Source organism: Pseudomonas fluorescens (genome assembly GCF_902498195.1).
Classification (GTDB): domain Bacteria; phylum Pseudomonadota; class Gammaproteobacteria; order Pseudomonadales; family Pseudomonadaceae; genus Aquipseudomonas; species Aquipseudomonas fluorescens_BU.
The window spans coordinates 980,906-1,005,955 of sequence record NZ_CABVIY010000002.1 but is presented as its reverse complement, the minus strand read 5'-3'; the positions used below and the strand labels follow the sequence as shown (position 1 = coordinate 1,005,955).

Here is a 25,050-nt window from a genome sequence, read left to right as displayed (position 1 = left end):
GAGTTGCCGCAGGCCGCGATCTTTTCATTCTTTAAAGCAAGATCAAAAGATCGCAGCCTGCGAAAACTCCTACAGGGTGTGTGTTCACCCTTGTGCTGCAGTGCTCACCACAGCAGCTGAATCACGACGCTTGTTCTTGATGCCGTAGCAGATCCACATGAACACCACCCACACCGGGATCGCGTACACCGACACCTGGATCCCAGGTATCAACAGCATCACACCCAGGATAAACACCACGAACGCCAGGCAGATGTAGTTCCCGTACGGGTACCACAGGGCCTTGAACAGCGGCGTCTGGCGGGTTTTGTTCATGTGCTGGCGGAACTTGAAGTGCGAATAGCTGATCATCGCCCAGTTGATCACCAGGGTGGCCACTACCAGCGACATCAGCAGTTCCAGCGCGTTTTGCGGGATCAGGTAGTTCAGCAGTACCGCGATCAGCGTCACGGCAGCCGAGGCCAGGATCGAACGCACCGGCACGCCGCGCTTGTCGATTTTCGCCAGGGCCTTGGGCGCATCGCCCTGCTCGGCCATGCCCAGCAGCATGCGGCTGTTGCAATAGGTGCCGCTGTTGTACACCGACAACGCCGCCGTCAGGACCACAAAGTTGAGGATGTGCGCGGCGGTATTGCTGCCGAGCATCGAGAACACTTGTACGAACGGGCTGCCGCTGTAGGAGTCACCGGACGCGTTGAGCGTGGCGAGCAGGCTGTCCCATGGCGTCAGCGACAACAGGATCACCAGTGCGCCAATGTAGAAAATCAGGATCCGGTAGATCACCTGGTTGATGGCTTTCGGGATCACGGTTTTCGGCTTGTCGGCTTCAGCTGCGGTGAAACCGAGCATTTCCAGGCCGCCGAAGGAGAACATGATGATCGCCATGGCCATCACCAGGCCACTGACGCCGTTCGGGAAGAAACCACCGTGGGACCACAGGTTGGTCACCGACGCTTGCGGACCGCCATGGCCGCTGACCAGCAGGTAGCTGCCCAGGGCGATCATACCGACGATCGCCACGACCTTGATGATCGCGAACCAGAACTCGGCTTCGCCAAAGACTTTGACGTTGGCCAGGTTGATCGCATTGATCAGCACGAAGAAGGCGGCAGCCGAGGCCCAAGTCGGGATGTCCGGCGCCCAGTAGTGAATGTATTTGCCGACCGCGGTCAGCTCCGACATGCCCACCAGAATGTACAGGATCCAGCAGTTCCAGCCCGACAGGAAGCCGGCGAAGCCGCCCCAGTATTTGTGCGCGAAGTGGCTGAAGGAACCGGCCACCGGCTCTTCGACGATCATTTCGCCCAGTTGGCGCATGATCATGAAGGCAATGAAGCCGCAGATGGCGTAGCCGAGGATCATCGACGGGCCGGCGGATTTCAGTACCCCGGCCGAGCCGAGGAACAAACCGGTACCAATGGCGCCACCGAGGGCGATCAATTGAATGTGGCGATTTTTCAGGCCGCGTTTCAGCTCGCCCGAATGCGAGTTTTGTCCACTCATGAAAAGGGTCTCACGCAAGGTTTGATGATGTTCTGTAGACGTTGCTGCTCAGGAAAGACGTTAAGCGGCACCGATCAAACCCCAGCGCAGGCACCAGGAGTTCAGCGTATTTACAACGGTCATGCGTCACCTGTTTGTTTTTATCTGTGACGAAATCGAACCCGACACGCTCGTGACGCGGCGGAGTGAACAAGGCGGGTAGCCTTGAGGTTTGCGCAGATGCGCAGGAGGTCACAGGTATAAAACGCGGCGCATTGTACACCGCTAACCCCCTGCTGCCAGACCCACTGGATCAGTGTGTCGTTTGCCGGGATTGCCTGTGTCCGCCACGAGCGCCTCGGGCGGTTGCAAAAAGGGAGTCGGGCCTTTGCGGGCCAGTGACGGGGACGGCAGGAAAACCGGCCCGCGCGGAGCGCTGGAAATGGATTGCGGCGTTCATTGCGCCTCCTTTTTGTTATGCACCTGCACGACAGGCATGGAGCGCATGACACCTTGCCTGGCGAGTGGAAACAAGCGGGATAGAGCGGGGGGATGCATTGAGGGCATATGAAAACGGAAGAATTTTCTTACAGCCTTTGCAGGATGATGATTTCACGAGACCAATCGCCGTAAATTGTCAGCCTTTCTTTACAAGCTGTAAAACTGGCATTCCATCCTGGATATTGCGGCGATTCATACCAGCGCCTTCGCGAGCAAGCCCGCTCCCACATTGGACCGAGGTGTAGGCGGTTCAAATGTGGGAGCGGGCTTGCTCGCGAAGGCGCACTGAAAAACACCACACCACTTATGTAGGCCAGAACAAAAAAAACGCCAACCCGAAGGTTGGCGTTTTCACTTGCAGCTTGAAGCTCGTAGCTGCCTTACTCTGGTTTTTTACGACCAAACCCCGGACGCTGGCCGGAACCGGCCGGTGCGCCGCGACGCTTGCCCGACGGCTTGTCGCCGTCGACCAGTTTGATCCCCGGACGCTTCGGCGCAGGCTTGGCCGGGCGCTTGGTGTCGGCCGGACGGTCCGCTACCGGCGTACCGCGACCGGCTGGCGCATCACGACCTTCGCCGCGCTCGGTGCGACCGTTGGCCGGACGCGGAGTACGTGGGCCACGCTCACCGTCCTGGCGCGCTGCCGGCTTGCGAGCCGGACGCTCGCCTTCGATCTGCGGTTCGCGATTCTGACGCGGGCTGGTAGCCGCCTCACCGGTAGCCGGGCGCAGGGTACGCACGCGCTCGGTCTTGGCCATCGGACGGGACGACTTACGCTGCATACGCTCAAGCTTGTCCTTGCTCTTGGCGTTCATCTGCGGCATGGCCACCGGGGTCAGGCCCACTTCAGCACTCAGAATGTCGACTTCGTACTGGCTCATTTCGCGCCAGCGGCCCATCGGCAGGTCGGAGTTGAGGAACACCGGACCGAAACGCACGCGTTTCAGACGGCTGACCACCAGCCCCTGGGATTCCCACAGGCGACGAACTTCACGGTTACGGCCTTCCATCACCACGCAGTGATACCAGTGGTTGAAGCCTTCGCCGCCGGGTGCCTGCTTGATGTCGGTGAACTTGGCCGGACCGTCTTCGAGCACAACGCCCGCTTTCAGGCGCTCGATCATCTCGTCGTCTACTTCACCACGCACACGTACCGCGTATTCGCGGTCCATTTCGTAGGAAGGGTGCATCAAGCGGTTGGCCAGCTCGCCGTCGGTGGTGAACATCAGCAGGCCGGTGGTGTTGATGTCCAGGCGACCGATGTTGATCCAGCGGCCTTCTTTCGGACGCGGCATCTTGTCGAACACTGTCGGACGACCTTCCGGGTCGACACGGGTGCAGATTTCGCCATCGGGCTTGTTGTACATGATCACGCGGCGTACCGACTCGGCGGCTTCTTCGCGCTTGATCACCTTGCCATCGATGGTGATGGCGTCATGCATATCGACACGCTGACCGAGGGTCGCGTCCTTGCCGTTGACCTTGATGCGGCCGTGGCTGATCCAGGCTTCCACGTCACGGCGCGAGCCGACGCCGATACGGGCGAGGACTTTTTGCAGTTTTTCGCCTGCTGGGCCGATTGGCTGGTCGTCTTTCTGGTCGTTGATACTCATCTGGGCACCTCCCGGTGTGGTCTGAAAACTGGGTACTTTGGCGAAGGGATCGCCGAAGGGTCGCGAATCATACGCTCATGGCGGCGTTCGCGCATCAGAGACTAGCTGATCGATGCAAGGTTATTGGCTTTTCCGCCGACCGGTGGCGCGCAGTTTGAACAAAAAAACCTGTGGGAGCGGGCTTGCTCGCGAATATGGGGTGTCAGCCAGCACTGCTTTGCATGACATACCGCTTTCGCGAGCAAGCCCGCTCCCACAGGTAGTGGGTCAGTCGTCGAATTGGCGGCGCTCGGCTTCGATGGCTTCGGCCAGCGCCAGGGCTTCGGCCTCTTCGTCGCTCAACTCGGGCTTTGGCTGTTCGAGAGCGGCAACGGCTGCCAGCAGTTTTTCGCGAGCTTCGGCAACGCCAAGGACGTCGTCTTCTTGCTCTGGCTCGACGTCTGGCTCGGGTTCCGGTTCAACCTGGACGACTTCAATTTCCGGCTGTATCTCAGCGAGTTCAGGATCAACCCCCGACACCTCACCATCACGCAACAAGTCATCGAAATCGGTCTTGATCCCCTCCTCCATGCTGTCGAGCTCCAGCAACAAGGTATGGAAACTGGTTTCCTCCTTGGGCTCTTCCGGCTCGGCGCTGGCATCGGCCAACGCCTGCAACGAGGCGGGCACCGGCGCGTCGTCGAAATCAAGCACCGGATCAGGTTCCAGCTCGCGCAGTTCTGCCAGCGGCGGCAAATCGTCGAGATTCTTCAGGTTGAAGTGATCGAGAAACGCCTTGGTGGTGGCGAACATCGCCGGCTTGCCCGGCACGTCGCGGTAACCGACGATGCGGATCCACTCACGCTCCATCAGCGTCTTGACGATCTGGCTGTTGACCGCGACGCCCCGCACGTCTTCGATTTCACCCCGGGTGATCGGCTGGCGATAGGCGATCAGCGCAATGGTTTCGAGCATCGCCCGGGAATAACGCTGCGGGCGCTCTTCCCACAAACGACCGACCCACGGCGAGAATTTTTCGCGAATTTGCAGGCGATAACCGGAAGCGACTTCTTTCAGCTCAAACGCGCGTCCCTCGCAGGACTTGCCCAAAATAGTCAGGGCTTTCTTGAAAACCGCCGGCTCCGGACGCTCGGCTTCCTCGAAGAGTTCGAACAGCCGTTCCATCGATTGCGGTTTTCCCGAGGCCAACAGAAAGGCTTCAAGCAGTGGCGCCAGCTCGCGGGGTTCACTCAGGTTCATGATTCAACTCGTTATTCGGCTCGGGCTCGCACGTGAATGGCTGCGAACGGCTCATTCTGCACCAGCTCGACCAGGGATTCCTTGACCAGCTCGAGGATTGCCATAAAGGTCACCACCACGCCCAGTCGCCCTTCCTCGGCGGTGAACAGCTCGACGAACGGCACGAAACCGCCGCCCTTGAGCCTGTCGAGCACATCGCTCATGCGTTCGCGGGTGGACAGCGCCTCGCGGCTGACCTGGTGGCTTTCAAACATGTCGCCACGGCGCAGCACCTCGGCCATGGACAGCAGCAACTCTGACAAACGCACATCGGGTACCAGCTTGCGTACCCGCGCTTCCGGCGCATCGAGCTTGGGCACCACCACATCACGACCGACGCGGCTCAAGCCATCGATGCCTTCAGCGGCAGCCTTGAAGCGTTCGTATTCCTGCAAGCGGCGGATCAGTTCGGCGCGCGGGTCTTCTTCCTCGTCTTCGACGGTTTCCGCCCGGGGCAACAGCATCCGCGACTTGATCTCGGCCAGCATCGCGGCCATCACCAGGTACTCGGCGGCCAGTTCCAGGCGCACCGACTGCATCAACTCGACATAGCCCATGTACTGACGGGTGATTTCCGCCACCGGGATGTCGAGGATGTTGATGTTCTGCTTGCGGATCAGGTACAGCAGCAGGTCGAGAGGGCCTTCGAAGGCTTCGAGAAAGACTTCCAGCGCGTCCGGCGGGATGTACAGGTCCAGCGGCATTTCCATGACCGCCTGGCCATAGACCATGGCGAAGGGCAGCTCTTGCTGGGCTCCGGCCTGACTGTCAACGGGTTCTACTGCGGACATCTAGGCCTCGGCCATGAACGGCGCAGGGTCGCCGCAACCGACGCGGATCACTTCCGGCTCGCCGTCGGCGAGGCTGATCACCGTGGACGCCTTGATCCCGCCGAAACCGCCATCGATGATCAAATCGACCTGATGTTCGAGCAATTGGCGCATTTCATAAGGATCGGTGAGCGGATCCTCATCGCCGGGCATGATCAGGGTCACGCTCATCAGCGGCTCGCCCAGCTCGGCGAGTAGCGCCAGGGCGATCGGATGGCTCGGCACCCGCAGGCCGATGGTGCGTTTTTTCGGGTGCAGCAGCAGCCGGGGGACTTCGCGGGTGGCGTTGAGAATGAAGGTGTACGGCCCCGGCAAATGAGCCTTGAGAATACGGAAGGTGCCGGTGTCGATCTTGGCGAACAGGCCCAGCTGCGACAGATCGCTGCAGATCAAGGCGAAGTTGTGCTTTTCATCGAGCTGGCGCAGGCGGCGAACGCGTTCCACGGCAACCTTGTCGCCGATCTGGCAACCGATGGCGTAGGAAGAGTCCGTGGGATAAATCACCACCCCGCCGTTGCGAATGATCTCGACAGCCTGTTTGATCAGGCGCGCTTGCGGGTTTTCCGGATGAATCTGGAAAAATTGACTCACATTCTCTACCTGTTCAGACGACGGCAATAATTGGGTCATGTTTGAACCGACACCACAGTGGTGGCAGATCCTCCGGGAGCGGGCGGTATTCACCGATCTCGGACCAGCCTCCAGGGCCATGAAAATCACTGCCGGCGCTGACCAGCAGACCGAACTCGCGGGCCAGAATGGCCAGGCTGCCCACTTGCTCGGCAGGCTGATGGCCATTGACCACCTCGATCGCGTGGCCCCCTGCTTGAATATAGTCGGCAATCAGCCGGCGACGTTTGCTGCGGGTGAAATCATAGTGCCAGGGATGCGCCAGGCTGACCCAGGCCTTGGCCGCGCGCAGGGTCTCGACGGTCTCCTCCAGGGTCGGCCAGTGCTGCTTGACGTCGCCCAGTTTGCCGGCACCGAGCCATTTGCGGAACGCTTCGGCGCGATCCTTGACGAACCCTTCACGCACCATCCAGTCGGCGAAATGCGGCCGGGCCGGCGCGTTACCGCTGTCGCCCAGGGCCTGCTGGATTTCCCGGGCACCTTCCAGCGCGCCGGGCATGCCCTTCAGGGCCAGCTTGCGACTAATTTCTTCGGACCGTAGCCAGCGGCCATCGTGCAATCTGGCAATCGCCTCGACCAACGGCGCGGCATTGACGTCGAAACCGTAGCCCAGCACATGGATGGTCGCACCACCCCAGGTGCAGGACAACTCGACGCCGTTGACCAGTTGCATCCCCAACGCATGCGCCGCGTGTCGCGCTTCTTCGAGGCCTTCGAGGGTGTCGTGGTCGGTCAGGGCAAGGACTCGCACGCCGTTCTCGAACGCACGCGCAACCAGAACCGCAGGCGCCAGGGCGCCATCGGAGGCCGTGCTATGGCAGTGCAAATCAACATTCACTAGGCTTTTTAACCTCAAATCAGCTGGCGCTATCGCGCGCCCATATGTTTGTTATTATGCCGCCACATCCTGCTTCTGGCTGCCACTGTGAAACAATTCATCGATTTCATCCCGCTCCTGCTGTTTTTCATCGTCTTCAAAATCGATCCACGGGTCGTCGACATCGCCGGCCACGAGGTAACTGTAGGCGGTATTTACAGCGCCACCGCGATGCTGATCATCAGTTCGCTGGTGGTCTACGGCACGCTGTTCCTCAAACAGCGCAAGCTGGAGAAGAGCCAGTGGCTGACGCTCATCGCCTGCCTGGTCTTCGGCAGCCTGACCCTGGCCTTCCACAGCGAGACCTTCCTGAAATGGAAGGCCCCGGTGGTCAACTGGCTGTTTGCCCTGGGCTTCATCGGCAGCCACTTCATTGGTGATCGCCTGCTGATCAAGCGCATCATGGGCCATGCGCTGACCCTGCCGGAGCCGGTCTGGACGCGCCTGAACATCGCCTGGATCGTGTTCTTCCTGTTTTGCGGTGCCGCCAACCTGTTCGTCGCGTTCACGTTCCAGAGCTACTGGGTCGACTTCAAGGTCTTCGGCAGCCTGGGCATGACGCTGCTGTTCCTGGTCGGCCAGGGCATCTACCTGTCCCGTCACCTGCATGACACCGATACCACATCGCCTAAAACCGAGGACTGACATGCTTTACGCAATCGTTGCCACAGACGTCGCCAATTCCCTGGAAGCCCGCCTGGCCGCACGGCCTGCCCACCTTGAGCGCCTGCAAGTGCTCAAGGGCGAAGGTCGCATCGTACTGGCCGGCCCGAACCCGGCGGTCGACAGCAATGACCCGGGCGCGGCGGGTTTCACCGGCAGCCTGATCGTCGCCGAGTTCGACTCCCTGAGCGCCGCCCAGGCCTGGGCCGATGCCGATCCGTACATCGCCGCCGGCGTCTACGCCAACGTTTCGGTCAAGCCGTTCAAGCAAGTCCTGCCGTAATATCCTCCCTGCGGTGAACCTTATCGGTTCACCGCGCTCTCAATCGCTCATTATTCTCGTTTGCCGGCCGACAACTTCCCAATACCCGTATTGGAATCTGGAGTCGCGATGCGCAAAGGTCCGTTGTGTCTGATGTTGGTCACGTTGTCGATCGTGGCCCCCGCCCACGGTGAAGAACACGCCGAGGGCGCTAGCTCCACGCCGCTGTCCCTGAGCGCCGGCAGCCAGATAAACGAGTTGCAGCAACGCTTGAAAGAAAGCGAGCGGCAACGGGAAGAACTGAGCAAACAATTGCAGAGTGCCGATGGTGAACGCGAAAGCGCCCAGTTGGCCCGGTTGCGCCAGGAGAACCAGCGTCTGAAGCTGCAACTCAAGGAGACCCAGGCTGGCAGTTCGATTCCACGCTTGCTGACCGACCAGCAACAGTGGTTCGTCATTGGCGCCGGTGTTGCGCTATTGGCCCTGCTCTGCGGTATCTTCGCCAGTGGTGCAAGTCGAAAACGTCGACAATGGCTAAATTGAGTGAGTCATGAGCGAGCTGTTACTGATTGATGATGACCAGGAGCTGTGTGAGCTCCTGAGCAGTTGGCTGAGCCAGGAAGGCTTTCAGGTGCGCGCCTGCCACGATGGCCAGAGCGCTCGTCGGGCGCTGGCTGAAACCTCGCCGGCGGCGGTGGTGCTGGATGTGATGCTGCCCGACGGCAGCGGCCTGGAACTGCTCAAGCAGTTGCGCAGCGACCACCCGGATCTGCCGGTGCTGATGCTGTCGGCCCGGGGTGAACCCCTGGACCGCATCCTCGGCCTGGAACTGGGCGCCGACGATTACCTGGCCAAACCCTGCGACCCGCGGGAGCTGACCGCCCGCCTGCGCGCTGTGCTGCGCCGCAGCCACCCGGCGGCGGTGTCGAGCCAGATGGAACTCGGTGACCTGTGTTTCAGCCCGGTGCGCGGTGTGGTCAGCATCGATGAACAGGAGTTTTCCCTCACTGTTTCCGAAAGCCGCCTGCTGGAAGCCCTGCTCAAGCAACCTGGCGAGCCACTGGACAAACAGGAACTGGCGCAAATCGCCCTCGGTCGCAAGTTGACCCTGTACGACCGCAGCCTGGACATGCACGTCAGCAACCTGCGCAAGAAAATCGGCCCGCACCCCGACGGCCGTCCGCGCATCGTGGCGCTGCGCAGCCGTGGCTATTACTACAGCCTCTGAAATTTTCGCAATTCCCTGTAGGAGCTGCCGAAGGCTGCGATCTTTTGATCTTTGGCGTGATCACTTTCGCTGAAAATCTAAAGATCGCAGCCTTCGGCAGCTCCTACAGGGACCGTGTACATCAACAGGTTTGTCAGGTGTGGGCAAAAACGTCTTTACCCAAGCTTTACGCTCCGCTGACCGCCGCTGACCTTGATCTCCGTAATCTGTACTCATCCGGAACGTACCGGGAACGAGACAAGGAGATTCACCATGCGCAAGACTCTTATCGCTCTGATGTTCGCCGCCGCCCTGCCGACCGTGGCCATGGCCATGCCTGAAGGTAACGGTCCTGTGGGCGGCCCGATGGACGGTGCACGCCACGGCGGTCAGATGCACGGCATGCACGGTAAAGGCCCGTACAGCCAGCTGGACCTTAGCCGCGAACAGCGCGAGCAGATCCGCAAGATCATGGGCGAGCAGATGCACGAGCGTAAGCAAGTGGTCGACAAGTACCTGGAGAAACTCTCGCCAGCCGACCAGAAAGCCATGAAAGACGAGATGGCCGCCAACCACAAGAAAGCCGAAGCCGATGTACGGGCGCTGCTGAAACCGGATCAACAGAAGCAATTCGACGAGATCCAGAAGAAACAGGCCGAGCGTCGCGCCGAATGGGCCGAGTTCAAGGCGTGGAAAGCGCAACAGGCGCAAAAAACGCAATAATGATTTAACCCGGACCCGACGGTTGAATGCCGTTGGGTCTGATACCACTCAATTTAATGTGGGAGCGGGCTTGCTCGCGAAAGCGGAGTGTCAGATACACAGTTGCTGACTGACACTCCGCTTTCGCGAGCAAGCCCGCTCCCACATGGATGGATGTCTGCCTGAGGATTTTCTGTGCGCTCATTGTTCTGGCGAATTCTGGCCAGCTTTTGGCTGGCCATCGCCCTGGTTGCAGGCCTGTCCATTTTGCTCGGGCACATGCTCAATCAGGATGCGTGGATCCTCAGCCGCCATCCGGGCCTCAACACCCTGGCCGAACAATGGACGCAAACCTATGAATCCCAGGGCGAAGACGCCGCCCAGGACATTCTGGAACAGCGCAAACGCCAGTATCACATCGACGTCCAGGTGCTCAACGAGAGTGGCGACCCGGTGGTACGCGGCACCTTCCCGCGCCGTGCGGCAGCCTTCGAAGCGCGACAGAACAACGATGACCGTCGCCTGCCCTGGCGCCGCCTGACCGACGAATACACCAGCGAAAAAACCGGCGACACCTACCTGCTGATCTATCGCATCCCCCATCCGGAACTGGACGCCTGGCACCGTGAAAGCCTGCTCTGGCCGTTGAGCGCACTGGGTATCGCCCTGGTGGTGCTGACCCTGTTCAGCCTGCTGGTGACCTTCTCCATCACCCGCCCGCTCAGCCGCTTGCGTGGCGCCGTGCACGATCTGGGGCAGACCACCTATCAACAGAACAGCCTGGTCAAACTGGCCAATCGCCGTGACGAGTTCGGGGTGCTGGCCAATGACTTCAACCGCATGGGCGCTCGCCTGCAAAGCCTGATCGGCAGTCAGCGGCAATTACTGCGCGACGTGTCCCACGAACTGCGCTCGCCCCTCGCGCGCCTGCGTATCGCGCTGGCCCTGGCCGAACGGGCCTCTCCCGAAGAACGGGAAAAACTCTGGCCACGCCTCACCCGTGAGTGCGACCGGCTCGAAGCACTGATCAGCGAAATCCTGGTGCTGGCGCGGGTCGATGCCGACAATGCCAGCGCTGAAGACGTCGATCTCAACGCTTTGCTCAATACCCTGCAAAAGGATGCGCAACTGGGCTCGCCGGAACAACTGGTCCATCTTGAAGCCGAGACGCAATTAAACCTGAAGGGTTGGCCGACCATGATCGAGCGCGCTGTCGACAACCTGCTGCGCAACGCCCAGCGCTTCAACCCGGTGGGCGGCTTGCCGATCGAGATGCAGGCGCTGCGTCAGGGCGAGCGGATCGTGGTGACCGTGCGCGATCACGGACCGGGGGTTGATGCCGAGCATTTGAGTCAACTCGGCGAACCGTTTTACCGGGCACCGGGGCAGTCGGCGGCAGGACACGGCCTGGGCCTGGCCATTGCCCGTCGTGCGGCGGAGCGACATGGCGGTTGTCTGTTGCTGGCCAATCACCCGGAGGGCGGGTTTATTGCCAGCCTGGAATTGCCGTTGGTGCCAGGGGCCGTCGTCCAGCCTTGAGTAATGGGTGATGCAAAAAGATCGCAGCCTCGTTTCACTCGTCAGCTCCTACAGGACTCTGGTAACCCTGTAGGAGCTGACGAGTGAAACGAGGCTGCGATCTTTTGATCCTCAGGCGTTGCCAGGCCAGGCGCTGACGAACTCGGCCAGATCCACCTTTTCCGCCACACGCGGTTCCTTCTGCGGCGTCCCGAGGTACAGGAACGCAATCACCTCTTCCCCTTCCGCCAGCCCCAGCCCTTTGGCCACATGCGGCGAATAGGCCAGGTCGCCGGTACGCCACACCGCGCCGATGCCTTGTGCATAGGCTGCCAGCAAGATGCCATGCGCTGCGCAACCCGCCGCCAGCAACTGCTCGGATTTCGGGTATTTGACGTGTTCCTGTGTCCGGGCAATCACCACGACCACCAACGGCGCGCGCAGTGGACCGTTACGCGCCTTGTCGATGGCCGCTTCGGTGACGTCGCCATCCTGCAGCTTTGCCGCTTCGGCCAGCAACTCGCCCATTTGCTCGCGTGCCGCGCCTTCGACGGTCAGGAAACGCCAAGGCTGCAAGTGACCGTGATCCGGTGCCCGCATGGCCGAGGCAAACAGCACGTCGCGCTGCTCCCGGGTTGGCGCCGGTTCGATCAGTCGCGGGACGGAAACACGGTTGAGCAAAACGTCGAGAGCCTGCATCGGCCACCTCCTGAAAAAATTGTGCGGCTATTCTAGCTGTATCTGCCGCGACGGTGCCGGTTTACATGCCCTGCCCCGCAGGTAGAATGGCGCCCTTCCTAATGACAGCCGAGCGGATTTCATGGCGTTGCCGACCTTACGTCTCATTGGTTTCATCATCGGCATCTTCCTGATCACCCTGGCCATCGCCATGGTCGTGCCCATGGCCACGCTGGTGATCTTCGATCGCACCGGCGACCTGCCATCGTTCCTCTGGGCCAGCATGATCACCTTTGTCGGCGGCCTGGCCCTGGTCATTCCCGGACGCCCGGAACATGTACACCTGCGACCACGGGACATGTACCTGCTGACCGTCAGCAGTTGGCTGGTGGTGTGCATCTTCGCCGCGCTGCCGTTTTTGCTGACCCAGCACATCAGCTACACCGACTCATTCTTCGAAAGCATGTCCGGCATCACGGCCACGGGTTCGACGGTGCTCAACCACCTCGATGAAATGTCCCCCGGCATCCTGATGTGGCGCTCGCTGCTGCACTGGATCGGCGGCATCGGCTTCATCGGCATGGCGGTCGCGATCCTGCCGCTGCTGCGCATCGGTGGCATGCGGTTGTTCCAGACCGAATCGTCGGACCGCTCCGAAAAAGTCATGCCCCGTTCGCACATGGTGGCGCGGCTGATCGTGGCGGCCTACGTCGGCATCACCATTTTTGGCAGCCTGGCCTTCTGGTGGGCCGGGATGAGCCCGTTCGATGCGATCAACCATGCGATGTCAGCGATTTCCACCGGGGGTTTTTCCACCTCGGACCAATCCCTGGCCAAGTGGACGCAACCGGCGGTGCACTGGGTGGCGATCGTCATCATGATTCTCGGCAGCCTGCCGTTCACCCTGTACGTGGCAACGTTGCGCGGCAATCGCCGGGCGCTGATCAAGGATCAGCAGGTGCAGGGCTTGCTGGGGATGTTGCTGGTGACCTGGCTGGTGCTCGGCACCTGGTACTGGTGGACCACCCAGCTGCACTGGCTGGATGCCCTGCGCCATGTGGCGCTGAACGTGACCTCAGTGGTGACCACCACCGGTTTCGCGCTGGGGGACTACAGCCTGTGGGGCAACTTCTCGCTGATGCTGTTCTTCTACTTGGGCTTTGTCGGTGGCTGCTCGGGGTCGACCGCCGGCGGGATCAAGATTTTCCGTTTCCAGGTGGCCTACATCCTGCTCAAGGCCAACCTTAACCAACTGATCCACCCGCGCGCGGTGATCAAGCAGAAGTACAACGGTCACCGCCTCGATGAAGAGATCGTGCGCTCGATCCTGACCTTTTCGTTCTTTTTCGCCATCACCATCTGCGTGATCGCACTGCTGCTGTCGCTGCTCGGCGTGGACTGGATGACCGCCCTGACCGGCGCGGCCAGCACCGTGTCCGGTGTCGGCCCGGGCCTGGGCGAGACCATCGGCCCGGCCGGTAATTTTGCCTCCCTGCCGGACGCCGCCAAGTGGATTCTCTCGTTCGGCATGCTGCTGGGCCGACTGGAGATCATTACGGTGTTTGTGCTGTGTATTCCGGCGTTCTGGCGTCATTAGCCGGTTCGGTCATCTGCATCAGCCGCGCCCGGTACTCGCCGGGCGTGGTATCGAACCAGCGTCGGAAGGCGCGGAAAAAATTGCTCGGATCGGCAAACCCCAGCAAATAAGCGATTTCCAGCAGGGTCATGGTCGGTTGCGCCAGATACTGCTCGGCCAGTTCGCGCCGGGTGTCGTCGAGCAACGTCTGGAAACTCGTGCCTTCTTCCTGCAAGCGGCGCTGCAAGGTGCGTTGCGACAGGTGCAGGGTCTGCGCCACGGCATCGCGCTTGGGTTCGCCCTGGGGCAGCAAACGGCATAACACCTGGCGCGCCTTGTGGGTCACGCGACTCTCGGAAAACCGCGCCAGGTACTCGCCGGCAAACCGGTCATGCAACAGCGCCATGGCCTCATTGGCGGTCGGCAACGGGGCTTCCATGTCAGCGCGCTCGAAAATCAGCGCGTCATAAGGCGCGTTGAACACCAGCGGCGCATGGAAGGCCTGTTTATAAGGTTCGAGATTCGCCGGCTGGTCACCCTGCACCAGCACCTTGCGCGGGTGCAGCGTGCGTCCGGTCAACCAGCCGCACAGCGCCAGGGCGCAGGCCAGCGAGGCTTCGGCGCTTTGCCGGGTCGGCGGCAAATGATCGCCATGCACCGTCAGAATCAGCGCATAGCCCTCATCCAGCAGCCGAAAACTCAGGTCGGCACTTTCGGCAATGATCCGCTGGTAGCGCACCAGTCGCCTGAAACCTTCGGCCAGGGTCTGACTGGACATCAAGGCGTAGCCGGTCACGTGGAACTGCGCCGGTCGCACCACCTTGCCCATGTTCAGGCCGATCGCCGGGTTGCCGGACAGCTCAACCGCCCGTTGCCACAGTCGTGTCATGGAATCTTGCGGGAAGCGTGCATCCGGATCATCCAGCGCCGCGTAGTCGAGCCCCAGCTGTTTGAACAGAACCCGGCAATCCAGGCCGTCCATTTCCAGTGCTTTGACAATCCCCATCGCCCAGCTTGCAGAAGTCGTTCGTTCGCTCATGTCGGGTTCTTGCATGATGAGCCGTCTATCACGGCAAATTTCCGAAGGATACTAAAGTGGCGCCGATTGTCACTGGCCGCCGCCAATGATCACTCTAGACTCAAATAAGCTACCCGCAGAACAACTTGCAGTCAGAACAATAACCACAGAGATCGCAGTCGTGGAAAACATCAAGCGTTTCAACAGCTTCGCTGAGTTTTACCCGTACTACCTCAGCGAACACAGCAACAGTACTTGCCGACGATTACACTTCATCGGCACCACGCTGGTCATTTTTATCCTGGCACTGACCATCGGTCGAGGCGCCTGGATGCTGTTGTGGGTCTTGCCAGTGGCGGGTTACAGCTTCGCCTGGGTCGGGCATTTTTTCTTTGAAAAGAATCGTCCTGCGACCTTCCAGCATCCCTTCTACAGCCTGCTCGGCGATTTCGTGATGTACCGGGACATGATTCTGGGACGCGTGCCGTTCTAGAAAAGAGGATTGCCGATGAATGCCAACGCTCGTTTCACCCACATGAAAGATGGCACGCAGGAAGACTGGGCGATCATCGCCGCGGATTTCAGTGCCTACGCCCGGCAACTGCCGAACAGGATCGTGTCGCACCTGAAACTGCTGGAGGGTGATTTTGGCGGTTTCCCGGTGGATCGCCTGACCCATTCCCTGCAAACCGCCACCCGCGCCTGGCGTGATGGCCGTGATGAAGAATACGTGGTCTGCGCCCTGCTCCATGACATCGGCGACACCCTGGGCTCCTACAACCACCCGGACATCGCGGCGGCGATCCTCAAGCCATTCGTCAGCGCCGAGAATTTGTGGATGGTGGAAAAGCACGGGATTTTCCAGGGCTACTACTTTTTCCATCACCTGGGGATGGACCGGCACCTGCGCGAACAATTCAACGGCCATCCGCAGTACCAGGCAACCATCGAATTCTGCGCCAAGTACGATGCAGCGGCGTTCGACCCGGTGTATGACACCCTGCCGCTGAGCTTTTTCGAACCGATGATGGAGCGGTTGTTTGCCCAGCCGAAGAATTCGATCTACAAGGCGGCGATGCAAGAGCATTCACCAGCCTGATAGATCCAGCGGGACCGCTGCGCGGTCCATTCGCGAGCAAGCCCGCTCCCACATTTGATCTCCAGTGAACGCAAATTTTGCGACCGCTAGAGATCAAATGTGGGAGCGGGCTTGCTCGCGAAGAAGCCAGTTCTGACACCACATACCTGACAGACTAAGCCGGTTCCGCGACTTTCGCCGCTTTCAACTGCGCCTCCCGCGCCTGGGCATCCGCCAGCCGATACAGCTCGATCGTGCCATCCCAATGCTCGATCAGCGCCGTGCACGACTCAACCCAGTCGCCGCAATTGAGGTAATCCACCCCGCCGACCTTGCGAATCTCGGCATGGTGAATGTGCCCGCAGACCACCCCATGCAGCTCGCGCTTGACGCATTCATGGGCGATGGCTTCTTCGAAGTCGCTGATGAAGCTCACCGCGGTCTTGACCTTGTGCTTGAGGTACGCCGACAGCGACCAGTAGCCGTAGCCATAACGGGCGCGCCAGTGATTGAGCCAGCGATTGAGGGTCAAGGTGAATTCGTAGGCCGAATCGCCGAGAAACGCCAGCCAGCGGTGATAGCGGGTAATCACGTCGAACTGATCGCCGTGGATCACCAGCAGATGCCGGCCATCGGCCGTCACGTGCACCGCTTCGTCCACCAATTGGATGTTGCCCAGGATCAGCCTGGAATAGCGGCGCAGGAATTCGTCGTGGTTGCCGGTGACGTAGATCACTTCGGTGCCGCGCTTGCTCATGGTCAACAGGCGCCGGATCACGTTGGTGTGCGCCTGTGGCCAGTACATGCCACTGCGCAGTTTCCAGCCATCGATGATGTCGCCGACCAGGTAAATCTTGTCCGCGTGGTAGCCCTTGAGAAACTGCGACAGATGCTCGGCCTGGCAATCGCGCGTGCCCAGGTGCACGTCAGAAATCCATAGGGTCCGCACACGTTGCTTACGGCTGGGTTTGGCGAGCTCGGCGCTGGTCATGGGCAACCCTCAGGACAAGTTTCGGCAAGCTTGCACCGGTCGGGTTAATCGCCCATGACAGCGGCAAGTCAGTCCTGTGACAACGCCCGCACGCCATGTCGGTGTAAACTGCGACCTCACTCATCAGAACTGCCCTGAGACCCGCGATGAGACCGATCCTCACACTTCGCCAGTACACCAAAGACTTGATCGTCCACAGCCACGAGCACGCGCAACTGGTGTTCGGGCTGTCGGGGGCGCTGGATTTCGAGGTCGACGGGCGTGGCAGCCAGGTGGTTCAGCAGAGTTTCGTGGTGGTCCCCTCGGGTTTTCATCATGCCTGCGGCAGCGCCAATGGCAGCCGTTGCCTGGTGCTGGACGTACCGGGCGAGCCATGGCTGCGCCAGTCCCTGGGCGACCATGCCGATGCCAGTCGCCGCTTGCTCGACACCGCCGGCCGCTTGTCGCTGGATGCAGGGCAAAGCCAGTTGGTCAGTTGGCTGGCCAACAGCCAGGTCGATGACCCGGTGATCGCGCAACAAGGCGCCGTACTGTTGCTGGCCAGCCTCAACCGCGCCATGCCCGACACGGTCGGCGGCCGGCGCCTGCCCTATGCCGCGCTGAATGCGCACATCGACCAATACGCCGCCTACCCATTGCAGGTCGCCGACCTGGCCCGTGTGGCCGGTCTCTCCAGCGCACGCTTGCATGCGCGGTTCGTGGCCGAATGCGGGCAGACGCCCATGGATTACATCCGCAGTCGACGTTTGCACAAAGCCGTGGGCCTGCTGCGCGATTCAGCGCTGCCGATCGGCGAGATTGCCGGTCGCGTCGGTTACAGCTCCCAGAGCGCCTTTGCCGCCGCCGTGCTGCGCGAGTTCGGCGCATCGCCTGGCGCGTTGCGGCGCGAGGCTGGCGACAAAAGTCGATAGCCTGACGACAGACAGCGCGATGGCGGACGCGGTTAAATGGCCGGGTTCATTACGTTGACCAAGGATTGCCATGACTCCCCGTACCGCCCTTGGCGCCCTGCATATCGGCGCACTGATGTTCGGCCTGACTGGCGTGTTCGGCAAACTCGCCGCCGCGTCACCGGCCATCATCGTCTTTGGGCGGGCTGCATTCGCCGTGTTGGCGCTCGCCCTCTTTGCCCGATTCGCCAGCAACACCCAATGGCAAAGACTCGAAGCCGTGGATTGGCGCCGTCTGTTGCTCAGCGGCTTGTTGCTGGCCGGTCACTGGGTAAGTTTTTTCATAGCGGTGAAGGTCGCCGGCGTGGCCATCGCGACCCTGGGCTTTGCCAGTTTCCCGGCGTTTACCGTGATCCTCGAAGGGCTGTTTTTCCGCGAGCGGATTCGTGCCAATGAAATTCTGCTGGTGGCGCTGGTCAGCATCGGGCTGGTGCTGGTCACGCCGGACTTCGATCTGGCCAGTGGCGCCACCACCGGTCTGCTCTGGGCAGTGGCTTCCGGCCTGCTGTTTTCCCTGCTGTCGCTGACCAACCGCGCCAGCTCCTCACGCATCCCGCCCGTGCAGGCGGCGTTGTGCCAGAACGTGGTGGTCGCCTTGTGCCTGCTGCCGGTGGCGGCACCGCAACTGAGCGAAGTGCGCGCCATCGATTGGCTGTGGATCGGCCTGCTTGGGGTGTTCTGTACCGGGGTCGCGCACAGCCTGTTCGTCGCCAGCCTGGCGGTGATCAAGGCGCGGACCGCCGCGGTGGTCTTTGCCCTGGAACCGGTATATGGCATCACCATGGCCTGGCTGCTGTTCGATGAAAACCCGACCCTGCGCATGCTGCTCGGCGGCGCGCTGATTATCGTCGCCATCGTGGTGTCCAGCAGGCTTTCCGGCAGTTCCAGCAAGAAAGCCGTGACCGCGGAAGCAGCCTCTCACTGAGCCCGGTCGTTGTGCCCCAGGTCGCGGTCCGGATCGATCCGGTCGCGGACCCGCTGCTTGAGCACCTTGGCTTCGGGGAAACCGCCGTCGGCCTTGCGTTCCCAGATCTGCACATCGTCGCAAAGAATGTGAAAGACCCCGCCCGTGCCCGGCACCAGGGACACTTTGCCAAGATCGTCGCCAAACGTACTGAGCAGCTCCTGGGCCAGCCATGCTGCACGCAAGAGCCACTGGCACTGGGTGCAATAGGTGATGACGATTTCGGGTTTGCTGGCGGTCATGATCGGCGGAACTCCTGGGGTAGAGGGCAGCGCCATGATAACCATGTGGGCGCTGGCTTGCTCTCACCCACGCTGAATTCATCGGTGCAGCACTAGCGAATACCGGCCAATAAACTGCGGGCCGTCTGTTTCAGTGGCTCCTCGGCCTCCTTGAGCAATTGGTTGAGCAGTTCGATGGCGCTGTCCAGGTCACCGTCATCGATGCAGGTCTGTGCCTGTTCCAGTTTGTCTGCGTTGCTGGATTCGGGCGGTTCCAGGCTCAGCGGTTCAAGCACCAGAGTCGGGCCAAACTCGCTGAAATTGTCGAGCAGGCTGTCGTCCGGAGGCTGGGGGACCGGGGCGATTTCCCATTCAATTTCCGGTTCGGGCAGCGATTCACCGTTCAATAACGGGTCAGAAAGCAATGGCTCTGGCGACGACCCCAGGTCCCAACTCGCATCCATCGACAGGTCATCCAGATTCAACTGGAACTCATCCGCGGGTGTCGCATCCGGCGTCGTGACCCTGGGCGAAACCCAGGGTGTCGCGGCGGCAATCGGCACAACGGGCACCAATGTCGGATACTGCGAGCGGAGTTCCTGAAGTGTTTGCTCATCGAAGCCATTGTTGCGCAGGCGGGTTTCCTGCATGTCGTAGGCAGCGGCATCACCCTGCTTGCCGAGCACCCCGAGCAATTGCAATGCAAGGTCGGTGCGCTGCGGCTCCTTGACCATCGCCTCTCGCAACAGATCGATGGCTTCGGAATACCGACCGTACGTGAGGTAGATCTCAACCGCTTCCAGCACGTCGTTCGCCGGTGTCTCGTCAGGTTGAGCATGAAGCGGCTGCAACGCGGTCGAGCGCGCTAGCGGCTCTGTGCTGAGCAGGGGTTCATTGCGGGGGGCCAGAGGGGCGGCCGATCCGGACACGTCCTGAGCCTGCTGCCGTTGACGGCGCCCCCATGCCACCAGCCACCCCAACACCACCAGCAACAACAACCCGCCAATCAACAGCCAATTCGTTTCGGGTTCCTCGACAACCACCGGCGCTTCGACAACGGGCGCAACCGGCTCCGCCGGCGCCTGCTGAAGCTCGGCGATTCGCGATTGCAGTTCGAGCACTTGCTTCTTTTCACCGGCGATCTGCTCGTCCTGAGCCTGAAGCTTCGCGTTGAGTTCATCGAGGGTTGCCTGCAACTGCTGGTTCTGCAGGACGCTGGCCGCCAGTTGCTCGGCAAGGGGATCCGGTGCAGGTGTGGCCGCAGGCTTTGGCAGCGGCTGCCTGGGCACCGACGCGGGTGCGGCGGCGGGCTGGACACTCGGAAAGGCGGAAGTGGGGCGCTTGGCGAGGGGTTCGTCATCGGCAGGCACAATGCCAGACGTTCCCGGAGGATCGATCAGTACCGTGTACTCGCGCAGCAAGCGGCCGTTGGGCTGATTGAGTTGCACCAGGAAATTCAGGAACGGTTCATTGACCGGTTTGCTGGAAGTGACCTGGATCCGACTGTGGTTGCCACGCAAGACAGGCGTGAACTTCAGGTCGTTGAGGAAGAACACCCGCTCGACACCCGCCCGGGCGAACTCGTCCGGCGTCGCCAGGCTGACCGTAAGCTCGCCCTCCTCCAGGCCGCCGGCATCCACCAGGGCGATGTCGGCGCGAAGCGGCTGGTTCAACGCCGAATGCAGGGTGATGTCACCCAGGCCCAGCGCCGGCGCCAAGGCCGACCAAGTGACAGCAGCACCGGCCAGCAACCACCTGGCGCAATACCGTACAACGACTCGCCGACTTTCGAGCATGAGCATCCCTTAGATAACCAGACCAAGCTGTGTTCGCACATCCGGTACGAACACGATATTGCCCAGTAGTTCTTATAGTCTGCTCATTGCGGTAACTCAAAAACCTGGCAGTGGGTAATGCCTCAAGATTTTTCCAGGTTGGCCAGGATGTGCCCGTGAACCCGCATGCAGATCTTCAGATCGGCTTCATCGACGCCTTCGAACAATTCCTGGCGCAGTTGATTGGCAATGGTTTCGATTTGTTCGATCAGGGGGCGTGCCGGGGTACAGAGGACAATCTTCTTCGCACGACGGTCTTCCAGAACCGATTGCCGTTGCACCAGGCCCTGGCTCTCCAGGCTGTCGAGCAGCCGCGCCAGGGTCGGCCCTTCGACGCCGACACTTTGCGCCAGCTCACGTTGGGTCGGGGCTTCATCGAAACGCGCCAGGTGCAACAGCACCAGCCAGCGTGCCTGGGACAGCCCCAGGCCCGCCAGGCGGCGGTCCAGTTCGGCACGCCAGCCCCGCGACATATGTGCCAGTTGCATGCCAAAGCGGTGTTGATCGGTTAACGGCATAAAACACTCATGATTAGACTGAAATAGAGAAATACTAATTATTAGTCAGCTAAGCATGAGCCTTGGCTGGAGGCAAGGCCTGTTCTGTACTGAATCGTTACATCAATGAATCACTTCAGTCTAAATCTCGAATTCGGACTGCAAGGCGGCCCGTACACAGTACAAAACGCCCTCAGGCACTCTTCCTGCGAACAGTGCGGAAATCTCTGACACGGGCGGTAACTCGCCTTCTCCATCAAGGAACGCATCCTGGACTTCGCCCATCAAGTCTTCGGGCAGATCCAGTGCCTGGTCCAGCGACAACTGCTGCTTGCCGATGGCTTCGGCGAGCATGGTGTAGACATTCTTTTCCGAGCATTGCAACTGGCCGGCGATCTGCAGCGGCGTCATGCCCGCCCGCGCCAGGGTGATCAATTCGTGACGCACGTCCGCCACCACTTTCGGCGTCTCGACCTGGCCACCGAGGACTTCGAGGAACGCCTCGCCGTAACGTTCCAGCTTGCGCGCGCCGACGCCGCTGACCGTGGCCATTTGCGCCAGGGAAGCCGGTTGGCTACGGAGCATTTCCAGCAAGGTCGAGTCGGGGAAGATGACGTACGGCGGCACCCCATGCTCCTCGGCAAGCTTGCGACGCAGGGCGCGCAAGGCTTCCCACTGCTCCCGCTCTTCGCCGCGAACCAGCTGGCTGGCCTGGCTCTTGCTGGTTTTCACCGAGGTTTGCGCCTTGAGATCGCGGCGCAGTTCCAGGGTCACTTCACCCTTGAGCAGCGGCCGGCAACTGTCGCTCAGGCGAAGACCGCCATAGCCCTCATGATCAACGTCAGCCAGGCCACGCGCCACCAGCTGGCGGAACAGCGAGCGCCATTCGCTCTCGCCAAGTGCCTTGCCGACACCGTACACCGACAGGTGCTGATGCCCGAAACTGCGCACCTTTTCGTTGTCCTTGCCCAGCAGGACATCCACCAGATGCCCCACACCGTAGCGCTGGCCGGTGCGGAAGATCGCCGACAAGGCCTGGCGCGCCGGCTCGGTGGCGTCCCAGGTCTGCACGCCATCGGTGCAGTTGTCGCAGTGACCGCAGGGCTCGGCCATCTCCTCATCGAAATAGGCCAGCAGCGTCTGACGGCGGCAGCGGGTCTCTTCGCACAACGAGAGCATGGCGTCGAGCTTGTGCTGTTCCAGGCGCTTGTGGCGCTCGTCGCCTTCGGAGTTCTGCAACATCTGCTTGAGCATCACCACGTCTTGCAGGCCGTAGGCCATCCAGGCATCGGCGGGTAGACCGTCACGGCCACCGCGACCGGTTTCCTGGTAATAGGCCTCAAGGGATTTCGGCAAGTCGAGGTGCGCGACAAAACGCACGTTAGGCTTGTCGATGCCCATGCCGAACGCCACGGTGGCCACCATGATCAAACCTTCCTCGTTGAGGAAGCGCTTCTGGTGATACGCGCGCAAATCGTTAGGCAGGCCCGCGTGGTACGGCAACGCCGGGAAACCCTGTTCGCTGAGAAACGCGGCGACTTCCTCGACCTTCTTGCGCGACAGGCAATAGACGATGCCGGCATCGCTGCGCCGCTCGGCCAGAAAGGCCAGCAACTGCTTGCGTGGCTGCTCCTTGGGCACGATGCGATAGAAAATGTTTGGCCGGTCGAAGCTCGACAGGAAGCGCTCGGCGTTCTGCAGGTGCAGGCGGGTGACGATTTCTTCCCGGGTGCGCTTGTCGGCGGTGGCGGTCAGGGCGATGCGCGGGACATCGGGGAACATTTCCGCCAACTGACCCAGTTGCAGGTATTCGGGGCGGAAATCATGGCCCCACTGCGACACGCAATGCGCTTCGTCGATGGCGAACAGGGCGATGTCCAGCCCTTGCAGGAAGGACAGCATGCGCGGCTGGACCAGGCGCTCGGGCGCGAGGTAAAGCATTTTCACCTCACCGCGCTTGATGCGGGCCGCCAGGTCACGTTGCTGCTCGGCGCTGAGGGTGGAGTTCAATGCCGCGGCGGCCACGCCCAGTTCTTCAAGCGTGGCGACCTGATCGTCCATCAAGGCGATCAGCGGCGACACCACCACCGCCAGGCCTTCGCGCAAAAGCGCCGGCACCTGGAAGCACAGGGATTTGCCGCCACCGGTAGGCATCAGGACCAGGGCATCGCCGCCACTGGCCACGCGCTCAATGATTGCACCCTGGCGGCCACGGAAGCTGTCGTAGCCGAAGATGTCCTTGAGGACGCGTTGAGCCTGTTCGAGCATAGAAACTCCAAAAATCACCGAAACATCCCTGCAAGGCTGGTTCAGAACCCGCAACGCTGCACCGACATATCGTAAGTGCGCATTACATGACGCTTCACATTTCAGCCGTGACGCCAGCAGGGCATCACAAAACGGGCGAGTATACCCGAGGCCTGTCCGGCAAAGGGCGCCGCTGATAAGACACCCACGAGTGCAAATATGCCGCGCGGCTGGCCCAAGCGCTCAAGAAGGCCTAGAATTCCCGCATCGAATATTCCCCAAGGTAGCCCTTTAATGTCCTTCGCTGAGCAACTAACCCGCCTGCAAGTCTTCCTCGACGCCGATGAACTGCATGACGAGGCGCTGGACTACGTGGCCGCCCACGGCTACCTCACCGCCCTGTCGATCTGTTCCGAAGTCGTTCCCGATCGCGAGTGGATCGACGCGCTGTTCGCTGAAGAGCCACATTACAGCGGCGAAGCCCAGCGCGAAGAGATCGAAGCCACGCTGATCGGCCTCAAGGCCCACATCGCCCGCCAACTGGCTTCGGACGAAGAGTTCGAGCTGCCGTGCGACCTGGACCTGGGCGACGATCCCGATGACTCCGAGTTGCGCGGCTGGTGCATCGGTTTCATGGAAGGCGTGTTCCTGCGCGAAGAAGCCTGGTTCGAAACCGCCGAAGACGAAGTCAGCGAAATGCTGCTGCCGATCATGGTCGGTTCGGGCCTGTTCGACGAGCAACCGGAGTTCTCCGACATTGCCGCCGACGCCAACCTGATGGACGACATGATCGTGCAAATCCCGGAAGCCCTGACTGCGCTGTACCTGCTGTGCAACGCACCAGACGAAAAACCGGCGATCCTCAAGCCTCGTCACCACTAAGGTTCTGCCTATGGACAACCCCATAGGCAACCGCTCCCTGATGTTGCGCTACGTGCTGCTGGCCATCGGCTGGCTGAGCGTAGTGCTGGGGGTGATCGGGATTTTCCTGCCGGTGTTGCCCACCACGCCTTTCCTGTTGCTGGCGGCCGCCTGCTTCGCCCGCAGTTCTCCGCGCTTCTACCATTGGCTGGTGGAGCATCCACGGCTCGGCCCCTGGATTCGCGACTACCTCGACGGCAACGGCATCCCGCTCAAGGGCAAGGTCTACGCCATCGGCCTGATGTGGGCCAGCATCCTGTTTTCCTGCTATCTGGTGCCGATGCCGTGGGCACGCGGGTTCATGCTGACCAGTGCGGTGCTGGTGACGGTTTATATCCTCCGGCAGAAGACCCTGTAGGAGCTGTGTAGGAGCTGTCGAGTGCAACGAGGCTGCGATCTTTCGAAAGCAAAATCAAAAGATCGCAGCCTGCGGCAGCTCCTACGCAAGATTGCGTGGTCCGACGACCTGCCCTACTCCCGCCCATACACCACCTAGACTTCACCAATCTGC

26 protein-coding genes are annotated in these 25,050 nt (G+C 61.1%); 13 read left to right on the top strand and 13 right to left on the bottom strand.

From position 1 onward, the window contains the following. Nucleotides 1-84: 84 nt before the first annotated feature. The 6 genes from F8N66_RS10195 to F8N66_RS10165 all read right to left on the bottom strand — a co-directional run bounded on the left by F8N66_RS10195 (nucleotide 85) and on the right by F8N66_RS10165 (nucleotide 7,172). On the bottom strand, nucleotides 85-1,503 hold the full coding sequence (locus F8N66_RS10195; RefSeq protein ID WP_150770034.1) for an amino acid permease: 1,419 nt from the start codon (nucleotides 1,501-1,503) through the stop codon (nucleotides 85-87). A gap of 860 nt (nucleotides 1,504-2,363) precedes the next feature. After that, nucleotides 2,364-3,596, bottom strand: coding sequence for a 23S rRNA pseudouridine(2605) synthase RluB (gene rluB / locus F8N66_RS10185; protein ID WP_150770032.1), 1,233 nt, complete (start codon nucleotides 3,594-3,596; stop codon nucleotides 2,364-2,366). Nucleotides 3,597-3,863: 267 nt separating this feature from the next. Then, nucleotides 3,864-4,835, bottom strand: coding sequence for an SMC-Scp complex subunit ScpB (gene scpB, locus F8N66_RS10180; protein ID WP_150770031.1), 972 nt, complete (start codon nucleotides 4,833-4,835; stop codon nucleotides 3,864-3,866). An 11-nt stretch (nucleotides 4,836-4,846) separates the two neighbouring features. Beyond that, the gene (locus F8N66_RS10175; protein ID WP_191622970.1) at nucleotides 4,847-5,545 is read right to left on the bottom strand and encodes a segregation and condensation protein A; all 699 of its coding nucleotides are present in this window, start codon (nucleotides 5,543-5,545) and stop codon (nucleotides 4,847-4,849) included. 120 nt (nucleotides 5,546-5,665) lie between these two features. After that, nucleotides 5,666-6,295 carry an L-threonylcarbamoyladenylate synthase gene (locus tag F8N66_RS10170; RefSeq protein WP_150770029.1) on the bottom strand — a complete coding sequence of 210 codons (630 nt, stop codon included), beginning with the start codon at nucleotides 6,293-6,295 and terminating at the stop codon, nucleotides 5,666-5,668. A gap of 13 nt (nucleotides 6,296-6,308) precedes the next feature. After that, on the bottom strand, nucleotides 6,309-7,172 hold the full coding sequence (locus tag F8N66_RS10165; protein WP_150770028.1) for a PHP domain-containing protein: 864 nt from the start codon (nucleotides 7,170-7,172) through the stop codon (nucleotides 6,309-6,311). Nucleotides 7,173-7,259: 87 nt separating this feature from the next. On the opposite strand from F8N66_RS10165, the gene F8N66_RS10160 reads away from it, so the two are divergent. From F8N66_RS10160 to F8N66_RS10135, 6 genes are all read left to right on the top strand, one after another. Continuing rightward, the gene (locus F8N66_RS10160; protein ID WP_150770027.1) at nucleotides 7,260-7,856 is read left to right on the top strand and encodes a septation protein A; all 597 of its coding nucleotides are present in this window, start codon (nucleotides 7,260-7,262) and stop codon (nucleotides 7,854-7,856) included. Between the two features lies 1 nt (nucleotide 7,857). Then, the gene (locus F8N66_RS10155; RefSeq protein WP_084320523.1) at nucleotides 7,858-8,157 is read left to right on the top strand and encodes a YciI family protein; all 300 of its coding nucleotides are present in this window, start codon (nucleotides 7,858-7,860) and stop codon (nucleotides 8,155-8,157) included. Nucleotides 8,158-8,265: 108 nt separating this feature from the next. Continuing rightward, the gene (locus F8N66_RS10150) at nucleotides 8,266-8,679 is read left to right on the top strand and encodes a translation initiation factor 2 (protein ID WP_150770026.1); all 414 of its coding nucleotides are present in this window, start codon (nucleotides 8,266-8,268) and stop codon (nucleotides 8,677-8,679) included. 7 nt (nucleotides 8,680-8,686) lie between these two features. After that, nucleotides 8,687-9,364 (top strand): response regulator transcription factor, encoded by a 678-nt coding sequence (locus F8N66_RS10145; protein ID WP_150770025.1) that lies wholly within the window; start codon nucleotides 8,687-8,689, stop codon nucleotides 9,362-9,364. 252 nt (nucleotides 9,365-9,616) lie between these two features. Further along, nucleotides 9,617-10,066 (top strand): LTXXQ domain protein, encoded by a 450-nt coding sequence (locus tag F8N66_RS10140; protein WP_150770024.1) that lies wholly within the window; start codon nucleotides 9,617-9,619, stop codon nucleotides 10,064-10,066. A gap of 174 nt (nucleotides 10,067-10,240) precedes the next feature. Continuing rightward, nucleotides 10,241-11,584, top strand: a complete 1,344-nt coding sequence (locus F8N66_RS10135; protein ID WP_150770023.1) for a sensor histidine kinase — start codon at nucleotides 10,241-10,243, stop codon at nucleotides 11,582-11,584. Nucleotides 11,585-11,695: 111 nt separating this feature from the next. Here F8N66_RS10135 and F8N66_RS10130 read toward each other — a convergent pair whose 3' ends face one another. Then, nucleotides 11,696-12,262 carry an NAD(P)H nitroreductase gene (locus F8N66_RS10130; RefSeq protein WP_150770022.1) on the bottom strand — a complete coding sequence of 189 codons (567 nt, stop codon included), beginning with the start codon at nucleotides 12,260-12,262 and terminating at the stop codon, nucleotides 11,696-11,698. 121 nt (nucleotides 12,263-12,383) lie between these two features. Here F8N66_RS10130 and F8N66_RS10125 point away from each other — a divergent pair, with 121 nt between their 5' ends. Beyond that, complete coding sequence (locus tag F8N66_RS10125) at nucleotides 12,384-13,838, top strand: TrkH family potassium uptake protein (protein ID WP_150770021.1); 1,455 nt, start codon at nucleotides 12,384-12,386, stop codon at nucleotides 13,836-13,838. Here F8N66_RS10125 and F8N66_RS10120 read toward each other — a convergent pair. Continuing rightward, the gene (locus F8N66_RS10120) at nucleotides 13,795-14,856 is read right to left on the bottom strand and encodes an AraC family transcriptional regulator (protein WP_150770020.1); all 1,062 of its coding nucleotides are present in this window, start codon (nucleotides 14,854-14,856) and stop codon (nucleotides 13,795-13,797) included. The genes F8N66_RS10125 and F8N66_RS10120 overlap by 44 nt on opposite strands. 160 nt (nucleotides 14,857-15,016) lie before the next feature. Here F8N66_RS10120 and F8N66_RS10115 point away from each other — a divergent pair, with 160 nt between their 5' ends. After that, on the top strand, nucleotides 15,017-15,328 hold the full coding sequence (locus F8N66_RS10115; RefSeq protein ID WP_034146218.1) for a DUF962 domain-containing protein: 312 nt from the start codon (nucleotides 15,017-15,019) through the stop codon (nucleotides 15,326-15,328). Nucleotides 15,329-15,343: 15 nt separating this feature from the next. Next, complete coding sequence (locus tag F8N66_RS10110; protein WP_150770019.1) at nucleotides 15,344-15,934, top strand: HD domain-containing protein; 591 nt, start codon at nucleotides 15,344-15,346, stop codon at nucleotides 15,932-15,934. Nucleotides 15,935-16,088: 154 nt separating this feature from the next. On the opposite strand, the gene F8N66_RS10105 is transcribed toward F8N66_RS10110, so the two are convergent. Next, nucleotides 16,089-16,904 carry a UDP-2,3-diacylglucosamine diphosphatase gene (locus tag F8N66_RS10105; RefSeq protein ID WP_150770018.1) on the bottom strand — a complete coding sequence of 272 codons (816 nt, stop codon included), beginning with the start codon at nucleotides 16,902-16,904 and terminating at the stop codon, nucleotides 16,089-16,091. A gap of 146 nt (nucleotides 16,905-17,050) precedes the next feature. On the opposite strand from F8N66_RS10105, the gene F8N66_RS10100 reads away from it, so the two are divergent. Both F8N66_RS10100 and F8N66_RS10095 read left to right on the top strand, forming a co-directional pair. Next, complete coding sequence (locus F8N66_RS10100) at nucleotides 17,051-17,815, top strand: helix-turn-helix transcriptional regulator (protein ID WP_150770017.1); 765 nt, start codon at nucleotides 17,051-17,053, stop codon at nucleotides 17,813-17,815. Between the two features lie 70 nt (nucleotides 17,816-17,885). Then, nucleotides 17,886-18,779 carry a DMT family transporter gene (locus F8N66_RS10095; RefSeq protein WP_150770016.1) on the top strand — a complete coding sequence of 298 codons (894 nt, stop codon included), beginning with the start codon at nucleotides 17,886-17,888 and terminating at the stop codon, nucleotides 18,777-18,779. Here the strand turns inward: F8N66_RS10095 and F8N66_RS10090 are convergent. The 4 genes from F8N66_RS10090 to recQ all read right to left on the bottom strand — a co-directional run bounded on the left by F8N66_RS10090 (nucleotide 18,773) and on the right by recQ (nucleotide 23,639). Next, the gene (locus F8N66_RS10090; RefSeq protein ID WP_150770015.1) at nucleotides 18,773-19,060 is read right to left on the bottom strand and encodes a SelT/SelW/SelH family protein; all 288 of its coding nucleotides are present in this window, start codon (nucleotides 19,058-19,060) and stop codon (nucleotides 18,773-18,775) included. The two genes, F8N66_RS10095 and F8N66_RS10090, sit on opposite strands and share 7 nt — an antisense overlap. 92 nt (nucleotides 19,061-19,152) lie before the next feature. Continuing rightward, nucleotides 19,153-20,835, bottom strand: coding sequence for a FimV/HubP family polar landmark protein (locus F8N66_RS10085; RefSeq protein ID WP_150770014.1), 1,683 nt, complete (start codon nucleotides 20,833-20,835; stop codon nucleotides 19,153-19,155). Between the two features lie 122 nt (nucleotides 20,836-20,957). After that, the gene (locus tag F8N66_RS10080) at nucleotides 20,958-21,392 is read right to left on the bottom strand and encodes a MarR family transcriptional regulator (protein WP_150770013.1); all 435 of its coding nucleotides are present in this window, start codon (nucleotides 21,390-21,392) and stop codon (nucleotides 20,958-20,960) included. 120 nt (nucleotides 21,393-21,512) lie between these two features. Beyond that, nucleotides 21,513-23,639: a DNA helicase RecQ gene (gene recQ / locus F8N66_RS10075; protein WP_150770012.1), complete on the bottom strand. Its 2,127-nt coding sequence runs from the start codon at nucleotides 23,637-23,639 to the stop codon at nucleotides 21,513-21,515. A 273-nt stretch (nucleotides 23,640-23,912) separates the two neighbouring features. On the opposite strand from recQ, the gene F8N66_RS10070 reads away from it, so the two are divergent. Together F8N66_RS10070 and F8N66_RS10065 are read left to right on the top strand one after the other, a co-directional pair. Next, entirely contained in the window at nucleotides 23,913-24,500 is a 588-nt protein-coding gene (locus F8N66_RS10070) for a YecA family protein (RefSeq protein ID WP_007975277.1), read from the top strand. Nucleotides 24,501-24,510: 10 nt separating this feature from the next. After that, complete coding sequence (locus tag F8N66_RS10065) at nucleotides 24,511-24,897, top strand: YbaN family protein (protein ID WP_150770011.1); 387 nt, start codon at nucleotides 24,511-24,513, stop codon at nucleotides 24,895-24,897. Nucleotides 24,898-25,050 lie beyond the last annotated feature (153 nt).